Source organism: Cellulomonas sp. H30R-01, from assembly GCF_010119915.1.
GTDB classification, from domain to species: Bacteria; Actinomycetota; Actinomycetes; order Actinomycetales; family Cellulomonadaceae; genus Cellulomonas; species Cellulomonas algicola.
Genome location: NZ_CP048210.1, coordinates 4,094,947 through 4,112,935, shown reverse-complemented (window position 1 = coordinate 4,112,935; position 17,989 = coordinate 4,094,947). Strand labels below are relative to the sequence as shown.

The following is a 17,989-nucleotide window of genomic DNA, read 5'->3' as shown; positions in this document are numbered from 1 at the left end:
GAATCGCCCACGAGTTGGGCCACACTCGGCGTCGATAACGATATCGACGCTGTCGGGCGCTCCTCACGCCCCTCGGCACGTCCGGCCGGCGACCGCACCGCACCGCGCCGCGGAACACCTCCGGACGACCTCCGCCCGTCCCGACGATCGGCACGAAGGAGTGCACGATGACCGATACTTTCGTTCGAAGCCGCGGCGGCCCCCGCCACCGGCGACGCCGCCCGCTCGCGGCGCTGACGGCCCTGCTGGCCGCCGGCGCGCTCGTGGCCGCCGGCCTCGCGATCGCCAGCCCGGCGTCCGCCGCGGTGACGTCGAACTCCACCGGCACCAACAACGGCTGGTGGTACTCGTTCTGGACCGACAGCCCGGGCTCCGTGTCGATGGACATGGGGTCGGGCGGGCAGTACTCGACGCAGTGGAGCAACACCGGCAACTTCGTCGCCGGCAAGGGGTGGCAGACCGGCGGCCGCAAGACCGTCAGCTACTCCGGCCAGTTCAACCCGTCGGGCAACGCCTACCTCACGCTCTACGGCTGGACCCAGAACCCGCTGATCGAGTACTACATCGTCGACAGCTGGGGCACGTACCGGCCCACCGGCACGTTCATGGGCACCGTCACGAGCGACGGCGGCACGTACGACATCTACCGCACGCAGCGCGTCAACAAGCCGTCCATCGAGGGCGACAGCTCGACGTTCTACCAGTACTGGAGCGTGCGTCAGCAGAAGCGGGTCGGCGGCACCATCACGTCCGGCAACCACTTCGACGCGTGGGCCAGCAAGGGCATGAACCTCGGCAACCACAACTACATGATCATGGCCACCGAGGGGTACCAGAGCAGCGGGTCGTCGAACATCACGGTCTCCGAGGGCTCGGGCGGGGGCGGCAGCACCGGCGGCGGCAACACGGGCGGTGGCAACACCGGCGGCGGCAGCTCCGGCTGCACCGTGACCGCGACGCGCGCCGAGGACTGGTCCGACCGGTTCAACGTGAACTACACGGTCAGCGGCTCGAGCTCGTGGACCGTCAACCTCGCGCTCAACGGCGGCCAGTCGATCCAGAACTCGTGGAACGCCAACGTCACGGGCAGCGGGTCCACCCGCACCGTCACCCCGAACGGCTCCGGCAACTCGTTCGGCGTCACCGTCATGAAGAACGGCAGCAGCACGACGCCGTCGGCGACGTGCAACGGCGGCAGCACCGGCGGCGGTGGCGGGACGACGACACCGACGCCCACGCCGACGACGCAGCCGCAGTCCTGCTCGGCGGGCTACGTCGGCCTGACGTTCGACGACGGCCCGAACAGCGGGACGTCGAACCAGATCATCTCGACGCTCAACCAGTACGGCGCGACCGCGACCGTCTTCCCGACCGGGCAGAACGCGCAGAACAACGCGTCGCTCATGCAGGCCTACAAGAACGCCGGCCTGCAGATCGGCAACCACAGCTGGGACCACCCGCACCTGGTGAACATGAGCCAGAGCGACATCCAGTCGCAGCTCTCGCGTACCCAGCAGACGATCCAGCAGACCGCCGGCGTCACCCCGACGCTGTTCCGCCCGCCGTACGGCGAGACGAACGCGACGCTCAAGTCGGTCGAGCAGTCGCTCGGCCTGCGGGAGATCATCTGGGACGTCGACTCGAACGACTGGAACAACGCGAGCGCCGACCAGATCCGGCAGGCGGCGTCCCGCCTGACGAACGGCCAGATCATCCTCATGCACGACTGGCCGGCAGCGACGGTCCAGGCCCTGCCCGGCATCCTGCAGGACCTGCGCTCGCGCAACCTGTGCGCCGGGCACATCTCGTCGTCGACCGGGCGGGCGGTCGCACCGTCCGGCGCCGGTGGCGGGAACACCGGTGGCGGGAACACCGGTGGCGGCGGCACGGGTTCGTGCACGGTCACCGCGACGCGGGCCGAGGACTGGTCGGACCGCTTCAACGTCACCTACACCGTGAGCGGCTCGAGCAGCTGGGTCGTGACCCTGACGCTCAACGGCAGCCAGTCCGTGCAGAGCAGCTGGAACGCGACGCTGAGCGGCAGCGGCAGCACGCGTCAGGCCCGCCCCAACGGGTCGGGCAACTCCTTCGGCGTGACGTTCTACAAGAACGGGAGCAGCACGACTCCGGGTGCGACGTGCGCGACCGGGTAGACGTCACCTGAACGGGAGGACTGACCGGCCCCTCCCGGACCGAGGCCGTCCGCGCACGTCACCGCGGGCGGCCTCGGTCGCGTCCGGACGCGGCGAGACCGCGTCGTCGTCGGGAACCCGGACCGCCACACCGCAAGCACGGACGTTGCCACACCTCACGCGAAACGATAGCCTTCTATCGTTTCTCGATAGATCTCTTCACAGTGAGGTGCCCATGGGCCGGTTGGCCATCCTCGCCCTGCGCGTGGTGATCGTCCTCGCGTTCACCGGGCTGCTGTTCGTCCAGCTGTTCCTCATGCCGGTCGTCTACCTGGACCTCCAGGACGCCGGCCCCGACGTCGCACACCTGCGCTGGGGTCTGCCGGTCGTCGGCTTCCTGTTCGCGCTCGCCGCCGAGGTCGCGCTCGTCGCCATCTGGAAGCTCGTGACGATGGTCAAGCGCGACACCGTCTTCTCGACGCGCGCGTTCCGCTGGGTCGACGTCGTCATCGGGTGCGCCGTCGCCGCGACCCTCATCGCCGTCGTGCTGTCGTTCCTGCTCGCCCCCGGTGAGGAGGTGCCGCCCGGCATGGTCATGCTCGTCGTGATCGGCGGCGTCGGCACCGCGCTCATCGCGCTCGTCGTGTTCGTGCTGCGCATGCTGCTCGCGAAGGCCGTGGCGCTCGACACCACCGCGACGACCCTGCGCGCCGAGCTCGACGAGGTGATCTGATGCCCATCGTCGTCGACATCGACGTCATGCTCGCCCGCCGCAAGATGTCCGTCGGCGAGCTCGCGGACCGCGTCGGCATCACGCCCGCGAACCTCGCGGTCCTCAAGAACGGCCGCGCCAAGGCCGTCCGCTTCACCACGCTCGAGGCCCTGTGCGCCGTGCTCGACTGCCAGCCCGGCGACCTCCTGCGCTGGGAGGCCGCCGCCGAGGGCGACCCCGACGACGACCTCCGCGCGGCCGGCTGACACGTCGGCCGGCCGCACGCGCACCACGGGCCCAGCTCCCCGACGGGGCCGGGCCCGTGCGCGCTGCGCGCCGACGTCAGGACGTCGCGCGCGCCGCCGCCGTCCTGGCGGGATCGGTCGACAGGACCACCGTCGCGCCACCCGCCTCGACGGCCTGCAGCGTCCGCAGCTGGAGCAGTCCCGGCTGCCCGTCGAGCAGCCGCGCCGCGTTGGCCAGGGCGCGCGTCGCCGCGACCTCGGACCGCGCCCGCTCCAGAGCCGCGAGCCCCTGCGCCCGCGCCGTGACGACCTCGGCCGCCGCCCGCCGCAGCTCGGCCGGCACGATCACGTCGCGCAGCGCGAGCCGCTCGACCGCGAGCCCGACCTCGGCGGCAGCCGGCGCGACTTCCGCGACCAGCTCGTCCGGGACGACGGTCCGGTCCGCGAGCAGCTCGTCGAGGGTCCGGCGGGCGACCGCCTCCCGCAGCGCGACCTGCATCGCGGCGTGGAGGAACGCGTCCGGCCCGTCGACGGCCTCGAACCACGTGCGCGGCTCGGCGACCCGCACGGCCGACGTCAGGCTCACCCTGACCGCGAGCCCGTCACCGGTGAGGACCTCCTGCAGCGGTACCAGGACCACGCGCGGTCGCACCACCACGCGGACCGTCCGACGCCGCCACGCCGGGAGCCGGTGCCGACCGGGGCCGAGCACGCGCTCGAACCGCCCGTCCTTGTACACCAGGACCCGCTCCCACTCCTGCACGACCAGCCTCATCTGCTCGACCTCCTCCCGTCCGACGACCCGGCGCCGACCGTCGGCCCGGGAATCCTGCGTCCTGCGCGGGGCGCACCGGCCGGCGCGTGGTCGGGCCGGACGCGGGGGACGTCCCGTCGTCGACGGGCGTCGCAGACCGCGTCAGGCCCGCACGACCACGCGCCGGTCGGCAGACTGGGAGTCGAACCCACAACGCCTCCAAGGGCGCCTGCACCTGACGCAGGTGCTCCGGACGACACGCAGGACCCGCGACGGCGACGCCGTCCGGCTGCTCCCGGAGCGTGGGCGAGCGTAGGCGCAGGTGGGCGACCGTCGCACCGCGTTATCCACAGCGTTCCACCGGGACGCGCGCTAGCGTCGGGAGCCCGCCTGGAGGAGGAGCCGTGCACCGCAGCCGCGTCTCGACCCTGCTCGTCGACGTCCCGACCGACGAGGCCCCGCGCGCCGCCGCGTTCTGGTCGGCAGCTCTCGGTGTGGAGGCCCGTCCCGTCCCGGGCGAGGAGCAGTTCATCAGCCTCCCCGGCGGCGTGCACGGGCTGGTCACGGCCGTGCAGGCCGTCGACGACGCACCGCGGTACCACCTCGACATCGAGACCGACGACGTCGCCGCCGAGACGGACCGGCTGCTCGGGCTCGGCGCCGTCGAGGTCGGCCGCTGGCTCGAGTGCCGCACGCTGCGCGTGCCGGGCGGGCAGCTCGTGTGCGTCATCCCGCTGCACAGCGACCCTGAGGAGTTCGCCGCCCAGGCGCGCACGTGGGAGTGAGGGCCGGACGGGGGTGGTCGACGTCGCTGCCGGGTGCCGCCCTCAGTTCAGCGAGGCGTCCTCCGCGAACGTCGACACGATCGCCAGGTCGCCACCCTGCCGGCGCAGCACGCGACGCCACAGCGTCGAGGGGTCGGCGGTGACCACGTCGTCGGGCTCCGCCGGCAGCACGTACCACGAGCCGTCCTCGAGCTCGCCCTCGAGCTGACCGGCCCCCCAGCCCGAGTGCCCCGCGAACACCCGCACGCCCGTCACCAGACCGTCGAGTGCCGCCGGGTCGGAGTCGAGGTCGACCAGGCTGAACGGCCCGACCAGCCGGTCGACCGTCGCGGGCAACGGCGCCCCGACCGGCGCGGTGACCACGCCGATCGCGCCGTCCAGCCCGACGGGACCGCCCTGGAAGAGGGTCGCGGGGAGGCTCACGTGGTCCTGCCACGCGGGCAGCACCACGTCGACGTCGACCGGGACCGGCCGGTTCAGCACGACGCCGAACGCGCCCTCGTCGCCGTGGTCCAGGACCAGCACGACGGCACGGTGGAAGTTCGGGTCGACCAGCCGGTTCTTCGCCACCAGCAGCCGGCCGCTGAGCGCCGGGTCCTCCGTCACCGTCCCATCATCGGCGAGCAGCGCCCCGCACGCAGCGGCCGGCGGCACCCGACCGGGTGACCGTGCTCACGAGAGACCGCTCGACCGTCGACATGTCAGGCCGCACGCCACATCGATGATCGAGAGGGAGCAGCGATGAGCACGCCGACCGCGGTCTGCGACGCTCTCGACTGCCAGCCCGGGGACCTGTTCACGGTCGCCGGACGCCGGCTCACGGCCGGCGGTAGACGGAGACGTGCGAGGTGGCGTCCTCGTCGAACGGTGCGCCGGACCAGTCCGCCCACCGCGACTCGAGCTCCAGGCCGGCGATGCGCGCCATGAGGTCGAGCTCCGCGGGCCAGACGTACCGGTGCGGGCTGCGGCCCAGGCGGACGCCCTCGTCGCCGCCGAACCGCACGTGGTGCGAGACGACGAGCTGTCGGACGACGTCCACCGTGTCGACGCCCACGTACCCCGGCTCGACGGCGAACACCGTCGCGTGCTGGCCCGGGGGGAGGATCCGCAGCTGCGGGACCCACAGCTCGACGACGAACCGGCCGCCCGGCTCCAGGTGCGCCGCGGCGTTGCGGACGCACTCGACCTGCGCGTCCTGGCTCAGCAGGTTCGAGATCGTGTTGAACACGAGGTAGACGAGCCGGAACTCGCCGTCGACGCGCGCCGTCGCCATGTCGCCGTGCACGACGGGCAGCGCCCGTTCGTCGACCTTCTCCCGCAGCTTCCCGATCATCGCGCGCGACAGCTCGAGCCCTGTGACGGGCACCCCGCGCTCGGCCAGCGGGATCGCGACGCGGCCCGTGCCGACGGCGAGCTCCAGGGCCCGCCCGTCACCCGCGAGCGCGGCGAGACGGTCGACGGTCGGCCCGAGCACCTCGGGCGCGAACATCCCCTCGCCGGGGGTGTCGTACCGCGCGGCGGCGTCGGCGTCCCACAGCTCGTCCTGGGTGAGGTCGAAGATCGAGCGCTCCATGCCGGCCAACCTCGCACGTCGGACGTCGCGACGGGCAGTGCTTTACCGCTGCCGCCAGGTATTCGAGCGGACCGCGTCGCACCGCGGTGGAAGGATCCGCCGGGTGACCGACACGGAGAGCAGCCCGGACACCGCGCCCGCACCGGCCCCCGCCGCGACGTCGTCCGTGCGGGCAGGCCTCGACCGGACGCGCGCCGCCTTCTCGTCGCTGCAGGACCGGCGCTACCGGTGGTGGTTCTCCGGTCAGGTGCTGTCGTCGTCGGGGCACGTCACGCAGGCCGCGGGCCTGGCGTGGCTGGTGCTCGACCTGTCCGGCCGGGCGGTCGACCTCGGGCTCGTCACGACGGCGGCGATGCTGCCGATCCTGGTGGGCGCCGCACCCGCGGGGACGCTGGTCGACCGGTTCGACCGTCGCCGGCTGCTGCTCGTCACGCAGGTGCTGCTCCTGTCCGTCGGGGCGCTGCTCGCCGTGCTCACCGCGACGGGCCTCGTCACGGTGACGGTCGTCCTCGCCATCGCCTTCGCCTCCGGGGTGGTCGCGGCCGTGGACGGTCCGGCGCGTCAGGTGTTCGTGCTGGACCTCGTCGGTCGCGAGCGCCTGGCGAGCGCCGTGAGCCTCTACGAGGTCGTCATGAACGCGGCGCGCGTCATCGGACCGTCCGTCGGCGGCGTCCTGCTGGCGCTGGTCGGCCCCGCCGCCTGCTTCGCGTTCAACGCGGCGACGTACCTGCTGCCGCTCGGCGTCCTGGTCGCGCTGCGCGGGCTGCGCGCCCGGACCGCGACGCACACCGGTGAGCGGGCCGCCGCCGGGTTCCGTGCCGGCGTCGCGTACGCCTTCGGCCAGCCGGTGATCCGCGCGTGCGTGCTGCTCGCCGCGGCCAGCACGATGATCTTCAACCAGGGCGTCATGGTGCCCGTGCTGGCGACCGACGCGCTCGGCCTGCCGCCGCAGGGTTTCGGTGCGCTGATGGCCGCGTTCGGGCTGGGTGCGCTGCCCGGTGCCGTCGCAGCGGCGGGCGGTGGGGCTCCGACGGGGCGGCGGGTCGCCGTGCTCGCGTTCGCCACGGGGGTTGCGATCCTGCCCGTCGGGCTCGCTCCCGGCTTCGCCGTGGCCGTCGTCGCCGCCGCCGTGCTCGGGTTCGTCTCGATCTGGTGGGTGGCTGCGGCGAACACGCTCGTCCAGCTCGTCTCCGCGCCGCACCTGCGCGGTCGCGTCATGGGGGTGTGGACGGCGGCGCTCCCCGGCAGCGCCCTGGTCACCGCGCTCGCCCTCGGGGCCGTGACCGACACGTGGGGCGTCCGGTGGGCGTACGTGGCGCTCGCGGGGTCGTTCCTCGCCGCTGCGGCGGCGGGTGCCCGCGCGCTCGTCGCCCACGACCGGACGACTGCCGACCCCGACGGTCCGCGCCCGACGACGAGCCCCTGACGCCCCGCCGCAGCGTGGTGGGCGGCCGCGCCACGTCCGTGCGACGGACCCGCTCGACGCCTCTCGCTGTCCGGCGGCGCGGCGGCTCCGCCGTGGATCAGGGGCGGATGGTCACGACGGCTCGGTGCGGTCGAGGGTGCCGAGCTGGACGGCGTCCTTGTCGACGAGGACCAGCTGGCCGCCCTCCAGCCGGCCGGCCACGGCGAGCGACAGCCAGGGGTCGACCGCGGGGCAGGACATGCGGGTCGTCGACCAGGCGGAGAAGGAGACGCCCTCCGTGCTGCGGGTCCACTCGCCGACCATCCGGTTGCAGCCGTCGGACGCGGTGGCCGACCCGTCCTCGGCGAGGTCCAGGGAGGCCTCGCCCACGACGGTTGACGCGCCCCACGACCCGGTCACGTCGTCGTCGCTCGACGTGGGCTCGGCGGAGCCCGTCGCGCACCCACCGAGCACGGCGAGACCGGCCAGGACCCCCAGGAGCACGCGCAGCGGGCGCATGACGTGATGCTAGCGCCGGGTTCGTCCTAGTCTGTGGAACGCCCTGTGGTGCGGAGCCGGACCGTCAGGAGGCGGCGTGTCGGACGCGGCGATGAGCCTGCTCGTGCTCGTCGGCGTCGTCGGCCTGTTCGTGTGGAACCGGCTGTCCGTCGGGGTCGTCGCGATCCTCACGGCGCTGGCGCTCTGGGCGACGGGCCTCGTCGACGCCACTGCGGCCGTGTCGGGGTTCGGCGACCCGGTCGTCGTCTTCATCGCGACGCTGTTCGTGCTGAGCGAGGGGCTCGAGTCGTCGGGGGTCACCGCCTGGGCGGGACAGCTGCTGGTCAACCGGGCGGGGACGCGGCGCGGGCCGCTGCTCGTCGCGGTCATGCTGCTGTCGGCGCTGATGGCCGCGTTCGTCACGCCGAACGGTGCGGCGGCGGCGCTGCTCCCCGTGGTGGTGCTGGCCGCACGGCGATCGCGGCAGGCGCCCGCGCAGATGCTCATGCCGCTCGCGTTCGCCGCGAGCGCGGGTGCGCTGCTCGTGCTGTCGGGCAGCACGGTCAACGTCATCGTGTCCGACGCGCTGGCCGACGTCACGGGCGAGCGGTTCGGCTTCTTCGAGTTCGCGCTGGTCGGGGCCCCGCTGGTCGCCGTCACGATCGCGGTCGCCGTCGCGCTGGGGCCGCGCCTGCTCCCCGAGCGGCAGCCCGACGTCGTGCCCGCCGACTTCTCCGACCACCTCGGCACGCTCGTCGAGCACTACCGGCTCGAGCGGGGCTTCTTCCGGGCGCGCGTGCGGGCGTCATCGGACCTGGTCGGCGCCGCCCTGACGGACGTGCGCGCGCCCGACGACGTCGTGGTGCTCGGCGTGCAGCACGCGGACGGGCGACCGGGCGGTGTCGACGAGGCGATCACCGCCGACGACGTGCTCGTGGTGAGCGGGCCGAGCGACGCGGTCGCGCCCCTGGTCGCCGCGCACGACCTCGACGTCGTCGCGACCCCGCTGACCCGGCACACGCGCGAGGCGCTGCTGGGACGCGAGGTCGGCGTCGTGGAGCTCGTCGTGCCGCCGCGGTCCGCGCTCGTCGGGCGGCCCGTCTTCCCGGGGCTGCGGCACGCGGACGTCACGGTGCTGTCCGTCCGGCGGCTCGGGCTGCCCCGCGGCGCGCGCACGACCGAGCTCGCCGAGGGCGACATGCTGCTGGTCCACGGGACGTGGCCGGCGGTCGAGGCGCTGTCCGGGTCGGACGACGTGCTCGTCGTCGACGACCCCGACCTCGTGCGCCGCTCGGTCCCGCTCGGCGCGACGGCGTGGCGGGCGGTCGCGGTGCTCGCCGTGACGGTCGGGCTGCTGGCGAGCGGTCTGGTGCCGCCCGCGATCGCCGGTCTGGTGGGCGCCGTCGGGATGGTGCTGCTGCGCGTCGTGCGGCCCGCCCAGGCGTACCGGGCGGTGTCGTGGCAGACGGTCGTGCTGGTCGGCGGGCTCATCCCGCTGTCCACCGCGATCAGCACGAGCGGGGCGGCCGACCTCGTCGCGGGGTACCTCGTCGACCTCGTCGCGGGCGGGGACGCGCGGCTGCTGCTCGCCGCGCTGTTCGTCCTCACGCTCGTGCTCGGGCAGGTCGTCAGCAACACCGCGACCGTCCTCATCGTCACGCCCATCGCGGTCGCCGCCGCGCAGGAGTCCGGGGTCGCGCTCGCGCCCGTGCTCATGCTCGTCGCCGTCGCGGGGGCGGCGTCGTTCCTCACGCCGATCGCGACGCCCGCCAACATGATCGTGATGAACCCGGCGGGGTACCGGTTCGGCGACTACTGGAAGCTCGGGCTCGCGACGACGGCGGCGTGGTTCGTCGTCGCCGTGGGCCTGATCCCGCTCGTCTGGCCGACCGGCTGACGGGCTCGCAGGGGCACCGCAGGAGCACCACCCGGCACGCGAAGGAGACCACCATGGCGTTCGACCCGGTCCCGTCCCTCCCGCTCGTGCGCGCGCTGCGCGTCGAGGTCGTGCCGCCCGACGCCGCGGCGCGGACCGTCGGCGTCGGCGTGACCAGCGACGGCGACCTCCCGCCCGGAGTCGGGCTCGACCGCGACGCGCTCGCCGCGTGGGGGTTCCGCGCGACGCCCGGCGCGACGCTCGCGCTCCCCCGGCCCGGCGACGAGCCGTCGCTCGTGCTCGTCGGGCTCGGTCCTGCCGCGGACGTCACGCCCGCGGTGCTCCGCGACGCGGCCGCGGCGTTCGCGCGGGCCGACGGGCGGGCCGCGCACCTCGTGACCGACCTGGCCGCGGTCCCGCTCGCGGGCGGGCGCGGTGCCGACGCCGCCGCGCAGGCCGTGGTCGAAGGCGTCGTCCTCGGCCGCTACCGGTACGACCCGTTGCGCTCCGCGCCGGACACGGTCGCCGTCGAGCGGCTCGACCTGCGGATCCCCGACGCCGCCGCGTCCACCGCACGCGACGGTGCCGCCCGCGGCCTCGTCCTCGCCCGTGCCGCCGCGCTCTCCCGCGACCTCGCCAACACCCCCGCGGGCCACCTCACGGCACCCGACGTGGCCGACGTCGCGCGTCGCCTGGCCGCCGAGGCCGGGCTCGAGATCACGGTCCACGACAAGGCCGCGCTCGTCGCGCTCGGGTGCGGCGGGCTGCTCGGGGTCAACGCCGGGTCGGCCGTCGAGCCGCGCATGGTCGTGCTGCACTACGTGCCCGACGGCGACGCGGCGCCCGGGCACCTGGGGTTCGTCGGGAAGGGCATCACCTACGACTCGGGCGGCATCAGCCTCAAGCCGACCAACGCGATGCACGCCGCGATGAAGATGGACATGACGGGTGCGGGCGCCGTGCTCGCCGCGATGACGGTGCTGCGCGAGCTGCGCGTACCCGTGCGGGTGTCGGCGTACCTCGCGCTCACCGACAACATGCCGTCCGCGACGGCGACCAAGCTGGGCGACGTGCTCGTCACGCGCGCGGGCCGGACGATCGAGGTCGTCAACACCGACGCGGAGGGGAGGCTCGTCATGTCCGACGCGATCACGCTCGCGCAGGAGGACGGGGTCGACGCGATCGTGGACATCGCGACGCTGACCGGCGCGTGCCTCGCGGCTCTCGGGCCGCTCACCGCGGGGCTGCTCGGCAACGACGACCGCGTGCAGGGGCTCGTCGAGGACGCAGCGGACGCCACGGACGAGCGCGTCTGGCGTCTGCCGCTCGACCGCCGCTACCGGTCCTGGATGGACTCCGAGGTCGCCGACCTCAAGAACCTCGGCGGGGAGTACGCGGGCGCGATCACCGCGGCGCTGTTCCTCGCGGAGTGGGTCGGCGACACCCCGTGGGCGCACCTCGACATCGCCGGGCCCATGCGGTCGGAGAAGGACGACGCCTGGCGGACGAAGGGGGCCACCGGGTTCGGGGCGCGGCTGCTCGCGGAGGTCGCTGCGGCGTACCGAGCCCCAGCATGACCGACCCGCCGCACGGCGTCCCGACGCCCGGTGGCACGGACCCGCCGGAGGGCGTCCCGGGCACCGGCGGAGCGGACACGCCGCACGGCGCCCCGCGCACCGGTCCCACGGCTCCGGTGCGCGACGGCGCGCGCGACGCCGACGAGCGGAGAGCGCTCGTGGTGTCGATCGCCGCGTCGGCGGTCGTCGGCGGCGGTGCGGTCGTCTGGGGCGTGCTCGCGGACTCGGGTGTCCTCGTGTTCGACGGCGTGTTCCTGCTCGCGGGCATCCTGCTGTCCGGCGTCTCGCTGGCCGCGGCCCGGGCGGCCGCCTCCCCGCCGAGCGTCGAGTACCCGTTCGGCCGGCACGCCGTGACGCCGCTCGCCGTCGCTCTGCAGGGCGCGGCGCTGCTCGGCACGATCGCGTACGCGGCGGCGGACGCCGTGACGACCCTGCTGTCGGGCGGCTCCGACGCGAGCCCCGCGACGATGCTCCTCTACGGGATCGCGAGCGCGGTCGTGTCGCTGGGAGTTGTCGCATGGCTGCGCCGGACGCGCGGCTCGGACCTCGTCGATGCGGAGGTCGCGCAGTGGCGGGCCGGTGCCGTGCTGAGCGCGGTCGTCGGGGCCGGCGGGGCGGCGGCGCTCGCCCTCGACGCGGCGGGAGCGACGGCGGCGACACGCTACGCGGACCCGGTGCTGCTGATCGTCGCGTGCGCCGTGATCCTGCCCGTCCCGGTCGGGCTGCTGCGCGCCGCGTCGCGCGAGCTCCTGGAGGCCGCGCCGTCGGGCCCGGTGGCCGCGGCGCTCGCTGCGGCCGTCGCGGACGTGCGCGACCGGTTCGGGCTGCCCGAGCCCGTCGTGCGCGCGACGAAGCTCGGCCGCCGGCTGTACGTCGAGGTCGACTTCGTCGTCGAGCCGGGCACGTGGGACGTCGACGCGGAGGACCGGGTGCGGCGTGCGGTCGTCGACACGCTCCGGGCGCTCGACGGGGACGTGTGGGCGACGGTCGAGGTCACCGCCGACCCGGACCTCGCCGCCTGACCGGCCCGGCCCGCGCCGGTCACTCCAGGTAGATCGACGCGCCCGGGCCGAGCGGGATGCCGAGCAGGTACCAGACGACGAGCAGCGCGCTCCACGTGACCAGCAGCGCGACCGTGTACGGGAGCATGAGCGAGATGACCGAGCCGACGCCGACCTTGCGCCGGTACCGCTCGGCGAAGATGACGATGAGCGCGAAGTACGGCATGAGCGGCGTCGCGACGTTGATCGGCGAGTCACCGACGCGGTAGGCGGCCATCGCGAGGTCCGGCGAGACGCCGAGCTGGATGAACAGCGGCACGAAGACGGGCGCGAAGATCGCCCACTTCGGCACGACGCCGCCGATGAAGATGTCGATCACGGCGGTCATCGCGATGAGCCCGAGGATCAGCCAGACGGTCGACAGGTTCGCGGCCTCGAGCGCGTCCGCCATGCCGACCGCCGCGATCGTGCCGAGGTTCGAGTAGTTGAAGTACGCGATGAACTGGCTGATGACGAGCAGCAGGAAGATCAGGCCCGACAGGTTCGCGATGGTCTTCGTCATCGGGTTGATGACGTCCATGCTGCCCTTCACCGTCCCGGCGCCCTTGCCGTAGCAGAGCCCCATGCCGAAGAAGAACAGCAGGATGAGGAAGATGATGCTGTTCAGCAGCGGGGAGTCCTCGACGAGGCTGCCCGTCTCGGGGTTCCGCAGCGGCGCGCCCGGCGGCAGCGACAGCGCCAGGACCAGCAGCAGGACCCCGACGAAGCCCCAGAACGCCCAGCGCAGGCCGTTGCGCTCCTGCGGGCTGAGCTCCCCGCTCGCCGCGGCGGGTGCCGGGCCGACCTCGGGGTCGTCGGACGCGGGCGCCTCCTCCTCGCGGCGGTAGGTGCCGAGGCGCGGCTCGACGAACTTCTCCGTCAGGAGGGTCGCGACGACCGCGACGAGGAACGTCGAGGCGATCCCGAAGAACAGGTTGCCGGTGATCGACACGTGCTGCGCGGGGTCGGTGATCGCCTCGTTGGTGATCTCGGTGAGCATCCCGTCGACGGGCGTGATCAGCAGGTTCACGCCGAACCCGCCGCCGACGCCCGCGAACGCGGCCGCGAGCCCGGCGAGCGGGTGCCGGCCGAGCGAGGCGAACACCGCGGCGGCGAGCGGGATGAGGACGAGGTACCCGGCGTCGGTCGCGATCGACGAGATGACGCCGAGCAGCACGATCGAGAACGTCACGAAGCGAGGCGGCGTGACCTTGACGAGGCGCTTGATGAACGCCCCGATGAGCCCGACCTCCTCCGCGAGCCCGACGCCGATCATCGCGACGACGATGACGCCGACCACGCCGAAGCCGTTGAAGTTGGCGACGGCCGAGGTGAACACGAACCGGATGCCGTCGGCGTCGAGCAGGCTCTGCGCGCTGACCGTGACGGTCTCGACCTCGTCGGACCCGAGCTGCGCCTGCTCGAACGTCACGCTGCTGCCCGTGGCCTGGAACACCGCCGACAGCACCATGATCAGCGCGATCAGCGCGAGGAAGATGATCACCGGGTGCGGGACCTTGTTGCCCGCCCGCTCGACCGCGTCGAGCACCCTCTGCAGCGCACCCCGCTGCACCACTGGTTCCTGCACGACGTCGCTCACCGCACACCTCCGGACGGCTGGCACGGGCCGGCCCGTCGGCCGGGCTCCCCCGCTCGCGACGCTAGAGCATCCCGGACAGATCCGGCGGACGACGTGCACAGGCCTGGTCGTCCAGCCATCCGCCGCGGATCGAGGCGCCACGCATACCAACTAGTCGGTTGGCTCTTCCGTCGGCCGCTCGTCGCGCGTAACGTCGCCGATGACACGAGTCGTCGACTCGTCCGACTCCTGGGAAGGCACATCGATGAAGATCCGACCCTCCGGAGGCCGTCTCGCCACCGTCCTGCTCGCCGCCGCCCTGGCCGGGATCGCCCCGGCCGGCGCCTCCCCCGCGCTCGCCGCCGACAACCCGTACGAGCGCGGCCCCGCACCCACCACCGCCTCCGTCGAGGCGGTCCGCGGCCCGTTCGCCACGTCGTCCACGTCCGTCTCCCGGTGGTTGGTCAGCGGGTTCGGCGGCGGGACGATCTACTACCCCACCGACCGCTCGCAGGGCACGTTCGGCGCGGTCGCCATCTCGCCCGGGTACACCGCGCGGCAGTCGAGCATCGCCTGGCTCGGCGACCGGATCGCGTCCCAAGGTTTCGTCGTCTTCACCATCGACACGACGACGACGTCCGACCAGCCGTCCTCGCGCGGCGACCAGCTCCGCGCAGCGCTCCGCTACCTCACGACCAGCAGCGCCGTCCGCGACCGCGTCGACGCCACCCGGCTCGCCGTCGCCGGGCACTCCATGGGCGGTGGGGGCACGCTCGAGGCCGCGAAGGACGACCCGTCCCTGCGCGCGGCGATCGCACTCACGCCGTGGAACCTCGACAAGACCTGGCCCGAGGTCAGCACGCCCACGCTGATCGTCGGCGCCCAGAACGACTCGATCGCGTCGGTCACCACCCACGCCGAGCCGTTCTACGCGTCGCTCCCCGCGACGACGCCGCGGACCTACGTCGAGCTGCGCGGCGCGAGCCACTTCGCGCCGAACACGTCGAACACGCCCATCGCCCGCAACGCGATCGCGTGGCTCAAGCGGTTCGTCGACCAGGACACCCGGTACACGCAGTTCCTCTGCCCGCCGCCGTCGGGCCTCGCCTACTCCGAGGTCCGCAGCAGCTGCCCGTTCTGACGGTCGCCGTCTCCCCGCAGGGCTAGCCTGCGGGGAGACGCACCGCCGACGACGGAGGACGCATGGACGACGCACAGGCACCGCAGCCCGACCCGCGCGACCCTCGCGCGCGCTGGGCGACGCTGCCCGAACCCGTGCGCATCGGCGACACCATCACGTCGCAGGCCAGCAGCGACGCGCCCGACCCGGTGATGGGCCGCGACACCGAGACGGAGTTCATGCTCCGCAACGCCGGCTGACGGGACGCCGTCGGTCGCCGGAACGCCCGCGCGGGGTGCGAGGGAAGCGCTACGTTCACGTCCACCAGCACGCCACGGCTCCCTGGAAAGGCCACCAGCGGCATGCTCCGGTCGACGACCTCGACGCCCCTCCCCGCCTCGCTCCGGCGGGGTGGCGCCGCGTCCTGGCGGGCTGGGCGGTGGTCGGCGCGGTGCTGGCGGCGGTGAGAGGCGCCTGGCTCGTCGCCGAGTGGGCCAACCACTGGTACGTCGCCGAGCGCTTCTACGCCGTCCACCTCGATCCCTCGGACCCCGGAGACCCCACCTACTCGGACATCGCGCGCCTGCTCGGGTCGGGCAACGAGGCGCTCGTCACGGGGGTCGTGCTGCTCGTCGTCGCCGCCGGGCTCGTGGCCGCGGCCCGGCTGCTGCGCCGCACCCGGCCCGCCCGCTGACAGGCCACCTCAGCCGGTCGTGACGGCTGCCTCCACCCGCGATATCTTGATGTCGAGATATCTGGTGACGGTGTCGGAGGTCGGTCGTGTGGGACCCGGAGCAGTACGCCCTGTTCGCCTCGCACCGCGGGAGGCCGTTCGCCGACCTCCTCGCGCGCGTGAGCGCCCAGCAGCCGCGGCTGGTCGTCGACCTGGGGTGCGGTGACGGGCCGCTCACGCTGAGCCTGACGCGGCGCTGGCTGGGGGCACGCGTCGTGGGGCTCGACTCCTCGCCGCAGATGCTCGACGCCGCCCGCGCGCTCGACACCGACGGCCGCGTCGAGTGGGTGCAGGTCCGGGCCGAGGAGTGGGACCCGACGACGCTCGACGCACCGGTCGACGTCCTCGTCACGAACGCGGCGCTCCAGTGGGTGCCGGGACACCTGGACCTGCTGCCGCGCTGGGTCGACGCGCTCGCCGACGACGGCTGGTTCGCGATGCAGGTGCCGTCGAACTTCGACGCCCCGTCGCACGCGCTCATGCGCGAGGTCGCCGCCCGGCACCCGCGCGCCGGCGACCTGCTCCCGGTCCTGCACCGGGCCGCTGCCGTCGCCTCCCCGGCCAAGTACCTGGGGGCGCTCGCGTCGCTCGGGCTCGACGCCGACGTCTGGCAGACGACGTACGAGCACGTGCTCGACCCCGAGGGCGCTCAGCGCTCGCCCGTGCTCGAGTGGGTGCGCGGCACCGGGCTGCGGCCGGTGCTCGACGTGCTCGTCGACGACGCCGAGCGGGCCGCGTTCCTCGACGACTACACCGCCGCGCTCGACGCGGCGTACCCGCGGCAGCCGTGGGGGGTCGTGCTCGGATTCACGCGCACGTTCGCCGTCGGGCACCGGCCGCCGCGCGCGTGACGGCCCGATCGGTTCGGCTGCACAGCGTCCGCTGACGCGCGCCCGACGGGTGGACGGCGTCAGCAGGCGCGCACGCGGGAGGGCACGGCGTCAGCGGTTGACCATCGACATGCCGGCGGCGTTGTAGCGGTTGCCCGCGACGCCGACGCGCGCGGCCAGCCCGTCGAGGTCGGCGACCTCGTCGGCGGACAACGCGAGCGCGGTCGACCCCGCGTTCTCGGCGACCCGCTCGATGCGGCGCGTGCCCGGGATCGGCACGACCCACGGCTGCTGCGCGAGCAGCCATGCGAGCGCGACCTGGCCCGGCGTCGCGTCCTTGGACTCCGCGAGCGCGCGCACGTGGTCGACGAGCGCCTGGTTCGCGGTGCGGTTCTCGGCGGTGAAGCGCGGGACGCGCTGACGGATGTCGTCGTCGGCGAACGTCGTGGACGCGTCGACCGTGCCCGTCAGGAAACCCTTGCCGAGCGGGCTGAACGGCACGAAGCCGATGCCGAGCTCGGCGCACGTCGGCAGCACCTCGGCCTCGGGGTCGCGGGTCCACAGCGAGTACTCGCTCTGCACGGCCGCGACCGGGTGGACCGCGTGCGCGGCACGGATCGTCGCGGCGCTCGCCTCGGAGAGCCCGAACGCGCGGACCTTCCCGGCGGCGACGAGCTCGCCGACCGTCCCGGCGACGTCCTCGATCGGCACGTCCGGGTCGACGCGGTGCTGGTAGAAGAGGTCGATCACGTCGGTGCGCAGGCGACGGAGCGACGCGTCGGCGACGCGGCGGATCTGCTCGGGCCGGGAGTCGAGCCCGACCATCTGCCCGTCCTCGATGTGCCAGCCGAACTTCGTCGCGACCACGACCTGGTCGCGGACCGGAGCGAGCGCCTCGCCGACGAGCTCCTCGTTGACGTACGGGCCGTACACCTCGGCGGTGTCGACGAACGTGACGCCCAGGTCGACGGCGCCGCGCAGGACGCCGATCATCGCGTCGCGGTCGCCGGGGTTGGGGCCGTAGCTCATCGACATGCCCATGGCGCCGAGGCCGACGGCGGAGACGTGCAGGTCGGGTCCGAGCGAGCGGGTGTGCATGGTTCGACCGTACGTCCGGGCGCGCGTCGGTG

The 17,989-nt window shown here is 73.8% G+C and carries 18 protein-coding genes; 12 read left to right on the top strand and 6 right to left on the bottom strand.

Features of this window, described 5'->3' with window-relative positions:
- Window positions 1–167: 167 nt before the first annotated feature.
- From GXP71_RS20575 to GXP71_RS18270, 3 genes are all read left to right on the top strand, one after another.
- Complete coding sequence (locus GXP71_RS20575) at window positions 168–2,153, top strand: glycoside hydrolase family 11 protein (RefSeq protein WP_162353830.1); 1,986 nt, start codon at window positions 168–170, stop codon at window positions 2,151–2,153.
- A 214-nt stretch (window positions 2,154–2,367) separates the two neighbouring features.
- Window positions 2,368–2,865 carry a DUF2975 domain-containing protein gene (locus GXP71_RS18275; protein WP_162353829.1) on the top strand — a complete coding sequence of 166 codons (498 nt, stop codon included), beginning with the start codon at window positions 2,368–2,370 and terminating at the stop codon, window positions 2,863–2,865.
- On the top strand, window positions 2,865–3,110 hold the full coding sequence (locus tag GXP71_RS18270) for a helix-turn-helix transcriptional regulator (protein ID WP_162353828.1): 246 nt from the start codon (window positions 2,865–2,867) through the stop codon (window positions 3,108–3,110). Before GXP71_RS18275 ends, GXP71_RS18270 begins: the two co-directional genes overlap by 1 nt.
- 76 nt (window positions 3,111–3,186) lie before the next feature.
- Here GXP71_RS18270 and GXP71_RS18265 read toward each other — a convergent pair whose 3' ends face one another.
- Window positions 3,187–3,864, bottom strand: a complete 678-nt coding sequence (locus GXP71_RS18265; RefSeq protein ID WP_162353827.1) for an SPFH domain-containing protein — start codon at window positions 3,862–3,864, stop codon at window positions 3,187–3,189.
- A gap of 383 nt (window positions 3,865–4,247) precedes the next feature.
- Here GXP71_RS18265 and GXP71_RS18260 point away from each other — a divergent pair, with 383 nt between their 5' ends.
- Window positions 4,248–4,628: a VOC family protein gene (locus GXP71_RS18260; RefSeq protein WP_162353826.1), complete on the top strand. Its 381-nt coding sequence runs from the start codon at window positions 4,248–4,250 to the stop codon at window positions 4,626–4,628.
- 42 nt (window positions 4,629–4,670) lie between these two features.
- On the opposite strand, the gene GXP71_RS18255 is transcribed toward GXP71_RS18260, so the two are convergent.
- Window positions 4,671–5,234, bottom strand: coding sequence for a YqgE/AlgH family protein (locus GXP71_RS18255; RefSeq protein WP_162353825.1), 564 nt, complete (start codon window positions 5,232–5,234; stop codon window positions 4,671–4,673).
- 211 nt (window positions 5,235–5,445) lie between these two features.
- Window positions 5,446–6,201: a class I SAM-dependent methyltransferase gene (locus tag GXP71_RS18250; RefSeq protein WP_162353824.1), complete on the bottom strand. Its 756-nt coding sequence runs from the start codon at window positions 6,199–6,201 to the stop codon at window positions 5,446–5,448.
- Window positions 6,202–6,304: 103 nt separating this feature from the next.
- Here GXP71_RS18250 and GXP71_RS18245 point away from each other — a divergent pair, with 103 nt between their 5' ends.
- Window positions 6,305–7,627, top strand: coding sequence for an MFS transporter (locus tag GXP71_RS18245; protein WP_162353823.1), 1,323 nt, complete (start codon window positions 6,305–6,307; stop codon window positions 7,625–7,627).
- 111 nt (window positions 7,628–7,738) lie between these two features.
- On the opposite strand, the gene GXP71_RS18240 is transcribed toward GXP71_RS18245, so the two are convergent.
- A complete protein-coding gene (locus GXP71_RS18240; protein ID WP_162353822.1) occupies window positions 7,739–8,125 on the bottom strand; it encodes an META domain-containing protein in 387 nt (128 codons plus the stop codon).
- 76 nt (window positions 8,126–8,201) lie between these two features.
- Here GXP71_RS18240 and GXP71_RS18235 point away from each other — a divergent pair, with 76 nt between their 5' ends.
- Genes GXP71_RS18235 through GXP71_RS18225 form a run of 3 tightly spaced genes read left to right on the top strand, consistent with a single transcriptional unit; the run spans window position 8,202 to window position 12,579 of the window.
- Window positions 8,202–10,001 carry an SLC13 family permease gene (locus tag GXP71_RS18235; RefSeq protein ID WP_162353821.1) on the top strand — a complete coding sequence of 600 codons (1,800 nt, stop codon included), beginning with the start codon at window positions 8,202–8,204 and terminating at the stop codon, window positions 9,999–10,001.
- Window positions 10,002–10,054: 53 nt separating this feature from the next.
- The gene (locus tag GXP71_RS18230; RefSeq protein ID WP_162353820.1) at window positions 10,055–11,557 is read left to right on the top strand and encodes a leucyl aminopeptidase; all 1,503 of its coding nucleotides are present in this window, start codon (window positions 10,055–10,057) and stop codon (window positions 11,555–11,557) included.
- Window positions 11,554–12,579: a cation transporter gene (locus tag GXP71_RS18225; RefSeq protein ID WP_162353819.1), complete on the top strand. Its 1,026-nt coding sequence runs from the start codon at window positions 11,554–11,556 to the stop codon at window positions 12,577–12,579. Before GXP71_RS18230 ends, GXP71_RS18225 begins: the two co-directional genes overlap by 4 nt.
- A 19-nt stretch (window positions 12,580–12,598) precedes the next feature.
- Here GXP71_RS18225 and GXP71_RS18220 read toward each other — a convergent pair whose 3' ends face one another.
- Window positions 12,599–14,197: an AbgT family transporter gene (locus tag GXP71_RS18220; RefSeq protein ID WP_238402492.1), complete on the bottom strand. Its 1,599-nt coding sequence runs from the start codon at window positions 14,195–14,197 to the stop codon at window positions 12,599–12,601.
- Between the two features lie 244 nt (window positions 14,198–14,441).
- Here GXP71_RS18220 and GXP71_RS18215 point away from each other — a divergent pair, with 244 nt between their 5' ends.
- The 4 genes from GXP71_RS18215 to GXP71_RS18200 all read left to right on the top strand — a co-directional run bounded on the left by GXP71_RS18215 (window position 14,442) and on the right by GXP71_RS18200 (window position 16,880).
- A complete protein-coding gene (locus GXP71_RS18215) occupies window positions 14,442–15,317 on the top strand; it encodes a serine aminopeptidase domain-containing protein (protein WP_162353818.1) in 876 nt (291 codons plus the stop codon).
- 62 nt (window positions 15,318–15,379) lie between these two features.
- Window positions 15,380–15,556: a heme biosynthesis protein HemY gene (locus GXP71_RS18210; protein WP_162353817.1), complete on the top strand. Its 177-nt coding sequence runs from the start codon at window positions 15,380–15,382 to the stop codon at window positions 15,554–15,556.
- 203 nt (window positions 15,557–15,759) lie between these two features.
- The gene (locus GXP71_RS18205; protein WP_162353816.1) at window positions 15,760–15,990 is read left to right on the top strand and encodes a hypothetical protein; all 231 of its coding nucleotides are present in this window, start codon (window positions 15,760–15,762) and stop codon (window positions 15,988–15,990) included.
- Window positions 15,991–16,076: 86 nt separating this feature from the next.
- Window positions 16,077–16,880 (top strand): methyltransferase domain-containing protein, encoded by an 804-nt coding sequence (locus GXP71_RS18200; protein WP_162353815.1) that lies wholly within the window; start codon window positions 16,077–16,079, stop codon window positions 16,878–16,880.
- Window positions 16,881–16,970: 90 nt separating this feature from the next.
- On the opposite strand, the gene GXP71_RS18195 is transcribed toward GXP71_RS18200, so the two are convergent.
- Window positions 16,971–17,957, bottom strand: coding sequence for an aldo/keto reductase (locus GXP71_RS18195; protein ID WP_162353814.1), 987 nt, complete (start codon window positions 17,955–17,957; stop codon window positions 16,971–16,973).
- Window positions 17,958–17,989: the final 32 nt, after the last annotated feature.